Annotated in this window: 11 protein-coding genes; 6 read left to right on the top strand and 5 right to left on the bottom strand. The window is 75.7% G+C overall.

All coding sequences use genetic code 11. The annotated features are described in order from the left end of the window. Window positions 1-46: 46 nt before the first annotated feature. A complete protein-coding gene (locus ACFYZY_RS08315) occupies window positions 47-1,171 on the bottom strand; it encodes a DUF2786 domain-containing protein (protein WP_388690806.1) in 1,125 nt (374 codons plus the stop codon). 326 nt (window positions 1,172-1,497) lie between these two features. On the opposite strand from ACFYZY_RS08315, the gene ACFYZY_RS08320 reads away from it, so the two are divergent. Next, a complete protein-coding gene (locus tag ACFYZY_RS08320) occupies window positions 1,498-3,192 on the top strand; it encodes a bifunctional 3'-5' exonuclease/DNA polymerase (protein WP_388690809.1) in 1,695 nt (564 codons plus the stop codon). A gap of 182 nt (window positions 3,193-3,374) precedes the next feature. On the opposite strand, the gene ACFYZY_RS08325 is transcribed toward ACFYZY_RS08320, so the two are convergent. Then, window positions 3,375-4,655, bottom strand: a complete 1,281-nt coding sequence (locus ACFYZY_RS08325; RefSeq protein WP_388690812.1) for a hypothetical protein — start codon at window positions 4,653-4,655, stop codon at window positions 3,375-3,377. 138 nt (window positions 4,656-4,793) lie between these two features. After that, complete coding sequence (locus tag ACFYZY_RS08330; RefSeq protein WP_388690814.1) at window positions 4,794-5,303, bottom strand: SigE family RNA polymerase sigma factor; 510 nt, start codon at window positions 5,301-5,303, stop codon at window positions 4,794-4,796. 138 nt (window positions 5,304-5,441) lie between these two features. On the opposite strand from ACFYZY_RS08330, the gene ACFYZY_RS08335 reads away from it, so the two are divergent. From ACFYZY_RS08335 to ACFYZY_RS08355, 5 genes are all read left to right on the top strand, one after another. Further along, a complete protein-coding gene (locus ACFYZY_RS08335) occupies window positions 5,442-5,834 on the top strand; it encodes a DUF6479 family protein (protein WP_388690817.1) in 393 nt (130 codons plus the stop codon). A gap of 422 nt (window positions 5,835-6,256) precedes the next feature. Further along, the gene (locus tag ACFYZY_RS08340) at window positions 6,257-6,604 is read left to right on the top strand and encodes a chorismate mutase family protein (protein WP_388690818.1); all 348 of its coding nucleotides are present in this window, start codon (window positions 6,257-6,259) and stop codon (window positions 6,602-6,604) included. Continuing rightward, complete coding sequence (gene pabB, locus ACFYZY_RS08345; RefSeq protein WP_388690821.1) at window positions 6,601-8,736, top strand: aminodeoxychorismate synthase component I; 2,136 nt, start codon at window positions 6,601-6,603, stop codon at window positions 8,734-8,736. The genes ACFYZY_RS08340 and pabB overlap by 4 nt, the downstream gene beginning before the upstream one ends. After that, window positions 8,733-9,611 carry a prephenate dehydrogenase/arogenate dehydrogenase family protein gene (locus ACFYZY_RS08350; RefSeq protein ID WP_388690824.1) on the top strand — a complete coding sequence of 293 codons (879 nt, stop codon included), beginning with the start codon at window positions 8,733-8,735 and terminating at the stop codon, window positions 9,609-9,611. Before pabB ends, ACFYZY_RS08350 begins: the two co-directional genes overlap by 4 nt. 190 nt (window positions 9,612-9,801) lie before the next feature. Then, entirely contained in the window at window positions 9,802-11,493 is a 1,692-nt protein-coding gene (locus ACFYZY_RS08355; RefSeq protein WP_388690827.1) for a class I adenylate-forming enzyme family protein, read from the top strand. Between the two features lie 114 nt (window positions 11,494-11,607). Here the strand turns inward: ACFYZY_RS08355 and ACFYZY_RS08360 are convergent, their stop codons facing one another. Then, on the bottom strand, window positions 11,608-12,636 hold the full coding sequence (locus ACFYZY_RS08360) for a histidinol-phosphate transaminase (protein WP_388691336.1): 1,029 nt from the start codon (window positions 12,634-12,636) through the stop codon (window positions 11,608-11,610). Further along, window positions 12,633-13,481, bottom strand: coding sequence for a LuxR family transcriptional regulator (locus ACFYZY_RS08365; RefSeq protein WP_388690830.1), 849 nt, complete (start codon window positions 13,479-13,481; stop codon window positions 12,633-12,635). The genes ACFYZY_RS08360 and ACFYZY_RS08365 overlap by 4 nt, the downstream gene beginning before the upstream one ends. Between the last annotated feature and the right edge of the window lie 79 nt (window positions 13,482-13,560).

A 13,560-nucleotide genomic window follows, 5' to 3' on the forward strand; every position in this document is an offset into this window, starting at 1 on the left:
CCCGGCGGCCCCCGCCCGCCGCCTCCCGCTCCCCCCGGCGGCCCCGCTACCTCCCGTCCCCCACCCGCCGCCGCTCCGGGTGGAGGGCCGCCCGGTCGGCCGCCGACGCGCCGTGGGTCCAGCCCGCCTCGTCCCAGGCCGCGCGGACGCGGGTCGTGCGGGTCTCCGGGAACAGCTCGTCCGTACGGGTGGTGACCGCCGCCTCCCGGGAGGCGAGGGCCGGGAGGAGCGTCGGGGCCTCGGCGGCCACCCGGCGGGACGTCGCCGAGAGCCGGGCGCCCAGCCGGTTCGCGTACGCGAGGAGGAAGGACTGCCGGAAGGACTTCGTGCGCTTCCGGCCGCCCGCCCGCTGCTCCGCCTCCGCCCGCGTCATCGCCGCCGTCCCCTGCACGAGCAGCGACGTGTACAGCAGTTCCACCGGGTCGAGGTCCGTCTCGAAGCCGATCACCGTCGAGAAGCCGTACGTCTCGTTCCACACCGCCCGGCAGTGGTTGGCGGTCGCCACCGCGTCGAGCAGGATCGCCTTCGCCTGCTCGTACGGCGGGTCCACCCCGATCCGGATCGCGCCGGGCGTCTCCGGGGACGGCGCCGCCGCCGCGAGCGTCGCCCCGTCGAGGCTGTGGCGGGCCATCAGCTCCTGCGCCTTGGCCGTCAGCGCCTCCGCCTCCTCCGGGTAGCCGGTCGCCTCCGCCTTCGCGAGCAGCGCCCTGATCCGGGTGAGCATCCGGGGCTCCCCGGCGGCGGCCGGGGGCAGCTCCTCCCCCGGCACCGGCCCCACCGCGTCCAGGCGCGGCAGCCGGACGAGCAGCCGGTACAGCTCCAGGACGGCCGTCGCGCGCGAGAAGCGGTCCGCCGGCCGGCCGGGTCCCGTCTCCAGCCCGTCCAGCTGCGCCCGCCAGCGGCGCGGCAGCCGCGCGTACCCCGCCGTCTCCGTCCCGATCAGGCCGGAGAGGAGCCGTACGTGCTCCTCCGCGAGGTCGCGGCGGGCCGCGCGGGCGAGGTCCGCCGGCTGCCAGCCCCGCTCCCACAGGCTCCGTACGAACCCCTCGCCCCGCCGCGCCAGCTCCGCGTCCGCGCCCGGGTCGGCGGCGAGCAGCGAGGCCGCCGTGTCGAGCGAGTCGTCGTCGCCCGCGTACAGCGCCTCGAACGCCTTGTCGATGGTGGTGCCCACGCCGTCCTCGCGTCCCGTTCCGCGCCCTGCCGGACGCTCCGCCGCTCACCGGGCGCCCCGGCTCCGTGGCGGCCGGCGCGTCCCCGTCCCTCCGATGGTCTCAGCCGCCGCCCCGCGCCCGCGAAGGGCCTCCGGGGCGCGGGGGACACACGGGGGGCATACGGGTGGGCCCGGCCCTTCCCGCGTGGCGGCCGAAGCGCCGACCGGCCATGGTGGGACGACGGGGCGGTGACCGGGGTCGGAGCCGGGTCGCCGCCCCGCCCCGGTGCGCGGGGCCCGCGCCGCTACCCCCTCCCCTGTCAGTGGCGGCTGCCAGACTCGCTCCCATGGGCGAGAGGTGGGCGCTGGCGGCCGAGGCCGAGGGGGACGGGGCGCTGCTCGCGCCCCTCGCCCCGGACGGGACGCCCGCCGGACCGGTGCGGCGCGAGCCGGACCTGGTGGCGGCCGTGCGGGCCCGCCCGGAGGTGACCCGCTGGGTGTGGCGGTCGACGGCCGAGGTGTATCCGGGACTGCTCGCCGCGGGGGTGCGGGTCGCACGGTGCTACGACGTGGAGGCAGCCGAGCAGCTGCTCCTCGGGCACGAGGGACGGCTCGGCGAACCCCGTTCGGCGGCCGCGGCGTGGGCGCGCCTGCGGAACGCCCCCGTACCGCCCGACCCCCCGCAGCGCGGGCCCGGACCCGGCCCGCAGGACGCGCTCTTCGAGCCGCGCCCGGCGGCCTCCGTGCCCTTCGAGGGGCTGCTCGCGGTCTACGCGGAACAGGCGCGCCGCCACGACCGGGCCGAGCACCCGGGCAGGATGCGGCTGCTCACGGCCGCCGAGTCGGCGGGGACGCTGGTGGCCGCCGAGATGCACCGGGCGGGGCTGCCCTGGCGGGCCGACGTGCACCGGGAGCTGCTGACGGAGCTGCTCGGCGAGCGGTACGCGGGCGGGGGCGAGCCGCGCCGGCTCGCGGAGCTGGCGGACGAGGTGTCGGCGGCGTTCGGCCGCCGCGTCCGGCCCGACCTCCCGGCCGACGTGGTGAGGGCCTTCGCGGGGGCCGGGATCCGGCTGCGGTCCACGCGCCGCTGGGAGCTGGCGGAGATCGACCACCCGGCGGTGGCGCCGCTGATCGCGTACAAGAAGCTGTACCGGATCTGGACGGCGCACGGCTGGTCGTGGCTGGCCGACTGGGTGCGGGACGGCCGCTTCCGGCCGGAGTACCTGCCCGGGGGCACGGTCAGCGGACGGTGGACGACCAACGGCGGCGGGGCCCTCCAGATCCCGAAGGTGATCCGGCGGGCCGTGGTCGCCGACCCGGGCTGGCGGCTCGTGGTGGCCGACGCCGACCAGATGGAGCCGCGCGTCCTCGCCGCGATCTCCCGCGACCCGGGCCTGATGGAGGTCGCGGGCCACCCCGACGACCTGTACACCCGGCTCTCGGCCCGCGCCTTCTCCGGCGACCGCGACCACGCCAAGCTCGCGCTCCTGGGCGCGATCTACGGGCAGACCAGCGGGGACGGCCTGAAGAACCTGGCGGCCCTGCGCCGCCGTTTCCCGCGCGCGGTGGCGTACGTGGACGAGGCCGCGCGGGCGGGCGAGGAGGGCCGGCTCGTCCGGACCTGGCTGGGCCGGACCAGCCCGCGCGCGGCCGGCGCGGCCGACGCGGAGGAGGCGGGCCTGCCCCAGGAGGACGGCGCCGGACCGGACGCGGAGGACGGCGGGCCCGTCCCCGGGTACGCCTCCGGCAACGCCCGGGCGCGCGGCCGCTTCACCCGCAACTTCGTCGTCCAGGGCAGCGCCGCCGACTGGGCGCTCCTGATGCTGGCGGCCCTGCGGCGCGCGCTCGCCGGGACGCGGGCGGAGCTGGTCTTCTTCCAGCACGACGAGGTGATCGTGCACTGCCCGGCGGAGGAGGCGGGGGCGGTCACGGAGGCGGTCCGCGCGGCGGGGGACGAGGCGGGGAGGATCACGTTCGGCGACACGCCGGTGAGGTTCCCGTTCACGACGGCGACGGTGGAGCGGTACGCGGACGCCAAGTAGCGGGTGGGGGCGGGGACGGCGGATGCCGGGCAGCGGGCGGGGGCACGGCGACGGCGGATGCCGGGCAGCGGGCGGGGGCACGGGGACGGCGGACCCCCGTGCCGCCGCCTCCGTGCCCCGCTCGTTCGTTCGGCCGTCCGCTCGGCCCACCCGGGCCGCTCGGTCTACTTGGGCCGCCCGGCCTACTTGGCGTACTTCAGCCACTTCGGGCTGAGCGCGACGGCCTTCAGCTCCTTCACGCTCAGGGCGGGCTCGGCGCGCGTGGCGGCCTCGTGCTGCGCCCCGGCGTTGAAGGCGGAGACCACGACCCGGAAGCCCCCGGGCGTCAGGGTGTCCACGGTCCACTGGACGACACCGGCACCGCCCTTCTCGCCGGCCCCCCGGGTGACCCCGACCATCCGGCCGTCGGGCAGCGTGGTGACGTCCCCGTCGGCGGACAGGTGGCCGGCCACGTCCTCCATGTGGGACTGGACGTTGATCTGGACGAAGCTCCGGCCCCTGCCGTCGTCGACGACGACGTAGGCGTAGCCGTCCTGGCCGCCCTGGTCCTTCACCCGCACGTCCCGGGGCAGGAGGGAGCGCAGGATCGCCCGCGTGGCGGCGGCGTCGGGCCCGGCGGGCTCCCGGTGCTCGTCCGGGGCGGGCTTCCGCCGCGGGAGCGCGGGCAGCTTCGCGAGGAGCGGGCGCCAGGCGTCGGCCGTGACGAGGGCCTTGAGCTGGGCGGGCGTGAAGGGCGGATTCGGGCGGCTGACCGGGGAGCCCTTCTGGGCCGGGGCGTTGTACTCGCTCACGTCCACGAGGAACCCGTCCCCGGTGAGCAGGACCGCCCGCCAGTTCTTGGTGTCCTCGCGCCTGTCGGGGTACTCGTACCCCTGGAGGATCATGAGCCGGCCGCCGCCCGGCAGCCTCTCGGTGGCGCACCTGTCGTAGGGCGTGAAGACCTTGTCGGGGCACGCGACCCGGCCTTCGCCCGCTTCGCCGGAACCGGCGGCGCGGTAGAGGCCGACGGTGACGGCCGCCTCGCCGCGGCCGTCGTCGTAGACGCCGCCGGCGCTCTGTCCCGTGCCGTCGGGGTTCTCGATCCGCCACGTGCCGGGCGGGGTGCGGGCCTGGAGGACGGCCGCGATGTCCTTCACCGGGATGCGTGCCTCCGCCGGGTCCCGGTCCTGGGAGGCGCCGGCGGCGGGTGTCACCGGGGGCGCCGCCACGGTGGCGGTCGCCGTCCCTCCGGCGGGGCCGAGGAGCGAGCCGCCGTACACCCCGCCGGCGCAGACGGCGGCGAGCGCGAGGACGCCGCCGGTCACCGCGAGCCGGCGGCGCACCAGCAGGCGCCGGCCGCGCCGGAGCCCGCCGTCGGCCAGCTCGCCCCGGCCGTCGGCGGTGAAGCCCTCGCCGGTGCGGCGCAGGACCGCGCCGAACTCCTCCTCGAAGTCGTCGTGCCGGGAGTCTCTGGGCTGGTTCATGTCGGAATCACCGTTTCCGGTTCGTGGTGGGGAGGCGCGGGGAGAGGAGCGACCGGCCGGACCGCCGGAGGGGAGGGGGCACGTGGGGCGGGGAGGGAGGTACGCGGGGCGGGGAAGGAGCGCGGGGTTCCGGGCCGGTCAGCGGGCGGCGAACTCGGCGATGCCGCCGCCGAGCCGTTCCCGCAGCTTCGCGAGGGCCCGCACGGACCGGGTGCGGACGGCGGCGGAGCTGACGTGCAGCGCGTCGGCGGTCTCCTCGATGCTGCGGTCCTCCCAGTAGCGCAGGACCACGACCGCCCGGTCCTTGGGCGCGAGCCCGGCGAGCGCGTCGAGGAGGGCGACCCGGAGCGCCGGGTCCTCCCCGGTGTCGGAGGCGCGGTCGGGCAGTTCCCCGAGCGGGCGCTCGGTGGCGGAACGGCGCCTCCGGTGGCTGAGGAACGTGCGGACGAGCACGGTCTGGGCGTACGCGGCGGGGTTCCCGACCCGCGCCATGCGGCCCCAGTGGACGTACATCCGGCCGAGCGTCTCCTGCGTGAGGTCCTCGGCGAGGTGGGTGTCGCCGCCGGTCAGCAGGCACGCGGAACGGAACAGATGCCCCGTGCGTGCGGCCGCGAACTCCAGGAACGCGTCCGCGCGGGCCTGTCTCATGTTCCCCCCGTCCTCCGGCCGCCGGTGCGGCCGCCCTCCACCTCATCGACGCGCCGGGAGCCCGCATATGTTTCAGATAAATCCGAAGAGATGTCCGTCGAGCGCATCCAAAGAAGCGGAACCGGGTAATCCGTAGGCATGAACACTCTCAGCGCAGCAGAGAACCTGGCCGCTGGAGTTTGGCAGTCCGGCCTGGCACAGGTTCTCGGCGGTCTCGTCGTCGTCGCCGTCCTCATCGGCGCGTTCGCCTTCGGCATCCGGCTCCGCAACCGGGAACCGGCCCCGCCGAGGGCCGAGGAGCAGCCGCACCGGCCCGCCGACGCCGGCCTGCCCGGCGAGGCGACCGAGTACCGCAGGCCGACCGAGATGCCGCACACCGACAGCGAGCACCGGCTCATGCCCTACCAGCTCAAGGGCCCCGGCAGCTCGGGGTCGGAGACCTCCCCCGAGCCCCCGGGCGAGGAGAAGCGCAAGTGGGGCGGGATCTCCAGCGGCGGCTTCGGCAGCGGGGGCACCGGCCACGGCGACTGACGCGGGACGGGCGGGCGGCCGGGAGGAGCGCCCGGCCGGACCGCCCGCGCGGACGGTCCGGCGGCCCGGGACACGACCCGGCCGCCGGACTCTCCGTACCGCCACCGCCACCGCTCCCGTCCCTCCCACCGGTCTCCTCCCCGCTCCCGGCCCCGCCCCCGGCCCTCCGGGCCGGTGATTTCCCCTCCGCCGGGGGGGGGGGGGGGGGGGGGGGGGGGGGGGGAAGCCCCCCGCCCGCCCCCCCCGCCCCCCCCCCCGCCCCCGCCCCCGCCCGCGGGCTCCGCCCCCCGCGGGGGTGTAAAAACAAACCGGCTAACCCCCCCCCCCCCCCCCGGCGGCTCTTCTCCCGGGGCGCCCCACCGGGCGAGAGTTCCTGCGTGAAGCGATTTCCGTGAGCGTAGGGACCCGGGAGGTATGGGGGCATGACCATCACGGCGCAAGCCACTGCTGGTATCGAGGAGCTGCGCACGCGGCTGGACCGGATCGACGAACGGTTCCTGGAAAATCTGCGGGACCGCATCGAGGTCTGTGTGGAGATCGCCCGCGTGAAGAAGGAGAGCGGCATTCCGATGATGCAGCCGCACCGCATCGGGCTGGTCCAGGAAAGGGCGGCGGCCTTCGGAACGGAACACGGACTGGACCTCGGTTTCCTGCGCCGGCTCTACGACCTGGTCATCGAGGAGACCTGCCGGGTCGAGGACCTCGTCATCGCGGGCGCCTCCCCGGCCCCCGGGTCCCCCGCCCCCACGACGTCCGGGAGCGCGATATGAGGACCCTGCTGATCGACAACCACGACTCGTTCACCTACAACCTCTACCAGCTGCTCGGGGAGGTGAACGGCCGCCCGCCGGTCGTCGTCCCCAACGAGACCGACTGGTCCACCCTCGACATGGCCGACTACGACGCCGTCGTCGTCTCCCCCGGCCCCGGCCGCCCCGAGCGCGAGCGCGACTTCGGCATCAGCCGCCGCGCCATCCTGGAGAGCGGGCTGCCCGTCCTCGGCGTCTGCCTCGGCCACCAGGGCATCTGCCACCTCTTCGGCGGCGAGGTCGGCCACGCGCCGCTGCCGATGCACGGCCGGATCTCGTCCGTCACCCACGACGGCACCGACCTCTTCGCGGGCATTCCCTCGCCCTACGACGTGGTGCGCTACCACTCGCTGGCCGCCGTCCGGCTGCCCGACGAGCTGGAGCCGACCGCCTGGACCTCCGACGGCGTGGTCATGGCCGTGCGCCACCGCGGCCTGCCGGTGTGGGGCGTGCAGTTCCACCCGGAGTCCATCAGCAGCGAGTACGGCCGGGAACTCCTGGCCAACTTCCGCGACCTGGCCCTGGCCCACGGCGCGCGGCGGGCCGAACGGGCCCGGCACGACGCGGCACGGCCCCGCGAGCCGTACCGGACGCACGTGCGGAAGCTTTCCCTGCTGCCGGACACCGAAGTCGCCTACCGGGAACTCTTCGCCGGCGGGGAACACAGTTTCTGGCTGGACAGCAGCCGGGTCGTGGACGGCCTTTCGCGTTTCTCCTTCATGGGCGACGGAACCGGCCCGCTTTCCGAATACCTCACGTATCAGGTGCTCGAACACACCGTCCGCGTGCACCGCCCCGGCGGCCGCGACGAACTCGTCGCGCAGAGCGTCTTCACCTATCTGGAGGACCAGCTCGCCCGGCGCCGCGTTCCGGTTCCCGAGGGCCTCCCCTTCGAATTCAACCTGGGATACGTGGGATATCTGGGCTACGAACTGAAGGCCGACAGCGGGGGCCAGGAGGCGCACAAGGCCGACACCCCCGACGCCGCCCTGCTGTTCGTGGACCGGATGGTGGCCTTCGACCACGCCGGGGGCGACACGTACCTGCTCGCCCTGTCCGCGGGCGACGACGACCACGACGCCCGCGCCTGGCTGGACCGCACCGCGGCCCGGCTGCGCGCCCTCGGCCCGGCGGCCCCCGCCGGACGGTCCGGTGGCCGGAGCGCCTTCGCCACCACCGGGATGACCGACCCGGCGCTCGACGGGCTGGTCCGCATGCGCCACGACCGCGAGGGCTACCTGAGCCGGATCGCCGAGATCCACCGGGAGATCCACGACGGCGAGAGCTACGAGGTCTGCCTGACCAACCAGGTCGGGATGGACGCGCGGATCGACCCCGTGACGACCTTCTCCGAGCTGCGCCGGATCAGCCCCGTCCCGTACGGCGCGCTCCTGGACTTCCCCGGGGTCGCCGTCCTGAGCGCCTCCCCCGAGCGCTTCATGACGGTGGGCACCGACCGGACGGTCGAGTCCAAGCCGATCAAGGGCACCCGGCCGCGCGGCGCGACGCCGGCGGAGGACGAGCTGCTCAGGCGGGACCTGCTCGGCAACGAGAAGGACCGCGCCGAGAACCTGATGATCGTGGACCTGATCCGCAACGACCTCAACGTCGTCTCCGAGGTCGGTTCGGTCCACGTGCCCAAGCTGTTCGACGTGGAGACGTACGCGCCCGTGCACCAGCTGGTGTCCACCATCCGGGGCACCCTGCGCGACGACGAGTCCGCGGTGTCGGCGGTGCGGGCGGCCTTCCCCGGCGGCTCGATGACCGGGGCGCCGAAGGAACGGACGATGGAGATCATCGACCGGCTCGAAGAGGGCGCCCGGGGCGTCTACTCGGGTTCGCTCGGCTGGTTCTCGCTGGGCGGCGCCGCCGACCTGAACATCGTCATCCGCACGCTGGTCGCCACCGGCGACCGGGTCACGTTCGGCGTCGGCGGCGCGGTGATCGCGCTCTCCGACCCGGACGAGGAGTTCGAGGAGACGGTGGTCAAGTCGCGGGCCATGGTCCAGGCGGTGGTCGGCACCGCGCTGGAGCGGCCCGCGGCGGGGCGGGCCCGGTCCGCCGCCCTGGCCCCCGCCGGGAGTCCGGCGTGATAGGCAGCGCGGTGATCGCCGGGGGCCGCGGCGCGGTCGGCCGGCTGTTCGCCGAGAAGCTGCTGGGCAGCGGCGTCCGGGTCCGCGTCGTGGACCCGGCCGGGGCGGGCCCGCCCGTCCCCGACGGCGTCCGCGCCCTCCCCGGCGACATCACCGACCTCTCCCCCGCGCTGGCCGGGGAGCTGGGCGAGGCCGACATGGTCGTCCTGGCCGTGCCGGAACCGGTGGCGCTCGCCGCCGTCGAGGGGGTGGCCGCCGCGCTGCGGCCCGGCGCCCTGCTCGTCGACACGCTGTCCGTGAAGCAGCGGATCGACGAGGAGTTCCGGAAGCACCTGCGCGGGGTGGAGGGCGTGGGCCTGAACCCCATGTTCGCCCCGGCGCTCGGCTTCGAGGGGCGCGTGGTCGCCGCGTCGGTGTCGTTCGACGGGCCGATGGCCGCCGCGCTGCTGAAGCTGGTGGAGTCCTGGGGCAGCCGGATCGTCCGGGTGGACGCCGCCGAGCACGACCGGCTGACGGCCGTGTCCCAGGCGCTCACCCACGCGACCGTGCTCTCCTTCGGGCTCGCCCTGTCGGGCATGGGCACCGACGCGGAGGAGGTCGCGCGGATCGCCCCGCCCCCGCACAAGACGCTGGCCTCGCTGGTGGCCCGGGTCTCCTCCGGCACGCCGGAGGTGTACTGGGACGTGCAGGCGGCCAACCCGCAGGCGGTGGCGGCCCGTACGGCCCTGGCCGAGGCGGCGCGCCGCCTCGCCGACACCGTCAGGGACGGCACCGAGGAGGACTTCACGGCGCTGATGTCCAAGGTGCGCGGGGCCCTGGGCGCGGAGCTCGACAACTACCGCGACCTCTGCGCACGCCTCTTCTCGTCCGTCTGACCACCCGACCGTCCGTGCCGGGCCACGGCACGGCCCTCCCGCACTCCCTCCCGCACTCCCTCCCGCACGACCCCGGCACGGCCTCCCGGCCGGCCCGCCCCGGCGGGCCCCCGGAAGGGCCCCGCCGCGCCTTCGCACCACCGCCGCGCACCCGCGCGCATCCCGACCTCCCCATCAAGAGAGGCACGACATGACCGACTCCCGCACGGGCTTCGCCGCGACCGTCCTCGACCCCGAGCAGCGCGCGGCGCTGGCCGCCGACACCACCGTCGGCGGCGGCAACCTGCTGCGCTCGGCCCTCGCCGCGAGCCCGAGCCCCACGACCCCCTTCGTCCACTCCACCCGGCCGCTCACCAACCTGGAGGGCGCCGAGCAGCACGACTGGAGCCTGGCCGGGGTGGACCGGCTGGCGCAGGCGTGGTCCGCCTGGTACCTCGCGCGGGGCGTCCGGCCCAAGGACCGCGTCGCGGTCTGGTTCGAGGACTCCTTCGCGTACTCCGTGCACTTCTACGCGCTGGCCCAGATCGGCGCCGTCGCCGTCCTCGTCAACAGCAAGGCCACCGCGCCGATCGCCGGGTCCCTCATCGAGCAAACCGCCCCCGTGGGCCTCTACGCGGACCGGGCCCGGCTCGCCGACCTGCGCGCCCACGGCGGGGTCCTCGACCGGCTCGCCTGGACCCAGGAGGAGGAGGACCTGCCGGCGCCGCCGCCGGCGACGCTGCCCCCGGGCGCGTACTGGCAGCACGTGAAGGAGGATCCGGTCGTCATCCTCCACTCCTCCGGCACGACGGGCCGGCCGAAGCCGACGATCCACACGCACGGCACGATCGTCGCCGGTCCGCAGTTCCGGCTGGTGGACTTCGTGGAGCAGCCGAACTCGCTGATGCTGACGGCGCTTCCGCAGTCGCACCTGGGCTGCATCGCCTTCACCGTGTACGCGGTCCTGGCGGGGACCCCGATCGTCGCGCACAGCGACCGCAGCGGCGAGGAGCTGGCCGAGGCCGTGGCCGAGCACCGGCCGACCGCGGTGATGGCGTTCGCACACTCCTACGCCGAACTGGCCGCGCTCGAGAACGCCGAGGGCCGCCTGGACAGCGTCGGCACCTGGGTGTCGATCGGCGACGCCGTGCACCAGGCGCACATCACCCGGACCCTGGAGCACCGCTCCCCGCACCTGCCGTCGGCGCAGTTCTTCGACCGGCTCGGCACCACCGAGCTGGGCTGGGGCGTGCTCCTGAAGATCCGCACCAAGGACACCGAGCGCAACGACCGCTGCGCCGGGAAGCCGGTCGGGGTCGCCGAGGTGACGATCCTGCGCGAGGACGGCAGCCACGCGGACGACGGCGAGGTCGGCTTCCTGGCCGCCCGGGGCCCGGCGATCACGCCCGGGTACTGGGGCGACTCGGAGACCACCTACCGCTACAAGCTGGCCGGGTACTGGCTGCCGGGCGACATGGCCTACCGGGACGCGAACGGCGACTTCTACCTGGTGGACCGGACCGCCGACCAGATCAGGACCGCCGCCGGACCGGCGTACTCCACGCTGATGGAGGAGGTCCTGCTCAACGACGTGCCCGAGTTCGACGACGTCGCGGTGGTCGCGGGCGGCGAGGGCGGGGCCTCGGTGCCGGTCGCCGTGGTGACCACGCAGGACGCCGGGGCCGACGCGGAGAAGCTGCTGCTGCGCGCGAACGAGGCGCTGGCGGCGGCGGGCCAGCCGGCGCTGCGGCTCCTCGAAGTGGCCCTCGGTGACGAGGACTTCCCGGTCGGGGTGACCGGGAAGGTGCTGAAGCGGAAGCTGCGCGACAAGTACGCCGACCTGGGGACGTACGCCGCGGAGGGCGCCGCCGCCGGGAAGGTGCTCGCCCTCGCGGCGGGCTGACGGACGGCCCCGTACCGGCCCGGCGAGGGGCGGGCCGGTACGGGGCGGGCACGGAAGCCCTGAGGGCCAGCTCCCGGCGGGAGCCGGCCCTCAGGGTCCGGGCACGGCGGAGGATCAGACGACCGACGGGACGAAGGAGGCGGCCACCGTGAGAAGGACGTCGTCGGCCTCGCGGGTGCCCAGGGTGACGCGGACGCCCTCGCCGGGGAAGGCCCGGACCGCGAGGCCCGCGTCGGCGCAGGCCGAGGCGAAGGACTCCGTGCGGTCCGCCAGCGGGAGCCAGAGGAAGTTGGCCTCGCTCCGGGGGACCGCGAGGCCCCCGGCGCGCAGGGCGGCCGCGACCCGTTCGCGCTCCTCGACCAGCAGCCGCACCCGCTCCAGGAGCTCCTCCTCCGCCGCCAGGGAGGCGACGGCGCCCGTCTGGGCGACCGCGGAGACCCCGAACGGCACGGCGGAGGAGCGGATCGCGGCGGCGAGGGACTCGTGGGCGACCGCGTAGCCGACGCGCAGGCCGGCCAGGCCGTACGCCTTGGAGAAGGTGCGGACGACCACCAGGTGGGGGCGGTCGCGCTGGAGCTCGACGCCGTCGGGCGAGTCCGGGTCGGTGACGAACTCGCGGTACGCCTCGTCGAGGACGACGGTCACCCCGTCCGGCACCCGGTCGAGGAAACGTTCCAGCGCGGCCCGGCCGACCACCGTGCCGGTCGGGTTGTTCGGGTTGCAGACGAGGACCAGCCGGGTGCGCGGACCGATCCGCGCGGCCATGGCGTCCAGGTCGTGGGTGGCGTCCGCGCCCGACAGGGGCACCCGGACCGGAACCGCCCGGTTGACCTCCGTCAGGTGCGGATACGCCTCGAACGACGGCCAGGCGAACAGCACTTCGTCGCCGTCGCGGAGCACGGCGTGCAGCAGGTGCTGGAGCACGGCCACCGAGCCGGCGCCGACCGCCAGGCGGGCGGCCGGCACGCCGAGGCGGCGGGAGAGGGCCGCCGTCAGGTCGGTGGAGAAGCGGTCGGGGTAGCGGTGGGCGCGGCCGGCCGCCCCGGCGAGGGCCGCGCGGACCGAGGGCAGCGGGGGGTAGGGGTTCTCGTTGGCGTCGAGCCGGTGCATGGTCGGGATTTCCTTCGGTCGAGGGCGGTTCAGTCGATGGGGGGCAGGGCGCTCTCGCCCCGGCCCACGAGGTAGCCGAGCTGGAAGCGGTGCTGTGCTCCGTACTGGTCGCGCAGGCACGAGACGTGGCCCTGGACCGACCGCAGGCTGACCCCGAGCCGGCGCGCGATGGCCTTGTCGGAGCAGCCCTCGATGAGCAGCTTGCGGATGGCGAGCCGCATGTCCGGCACCACCTCGGAGGCGGCGCGCACGGCCCGCACCGGGCGGTAGGGGAAGGGTTCGGCCCGGTCCCACGCCTTCTCGAAGACGTCGGCGAGGAAGCCGGTGACCGCCCGGTCGCGGATCACGACGGCGGAGGCGCGGGTGTCGTCCGCGGGGATGAAGGACACCTCGCCGTCGATGACGATCAGCCGGTCGAAGAACTCGGGCAGGGTACGGACCTGCGCGCCGTGCTTCTGGACCGCCTGGACGTAGCGCCGGGTCTCCTCGTGGAAGCGGGAGCTGTGCTGGTAGAGCGTGCGCATGGAGACGCCCCGGGAGAGGTGGTCCCGGACGGCCGCGTACGCCTCGTCGAGGACGGCGCCCGGACGGGGGCCGTCGGGCTGGGCGGTGAGGATCTCCTCGCGGGCCCGGCCGAGGGCCTCGTGGATGGCGTGCGTGATCCGGTCGGCGCCGTGGAGGTACTCGACCCGGGCCCGGCCGGGGCCGGGCCCGGGTTCCGGGGCCGGGGCCGGCTCGGGTGGCCGGGCCGGGGTGCGGGCGGCCTCGGCGGCGTACCGGGACAGGTCCTCCAGGGTGTCGGCCATCCGCCGGAGGGTGTCCTGCGGGGAGACCGCGGGTTCGGCCGGCGGGGGGACCAGGGCGAGGTTGCTGCGCATGCGATTCCTTCCGGGAGGGGTGAACGGGGCGGTGGAACGGGCGGAGGGCCGCGGGGAGTCCCGCGGCCCTCCGCCCGGC

This window comes from Streptomyces sp. NPDC001744 (assembly GCF_042892575.1).
Classification (GTDB): Bacteria; Actinomycetota; Actinomycetes; order Streptomycetales; family Streptomycetaceae; genus Streptomyces.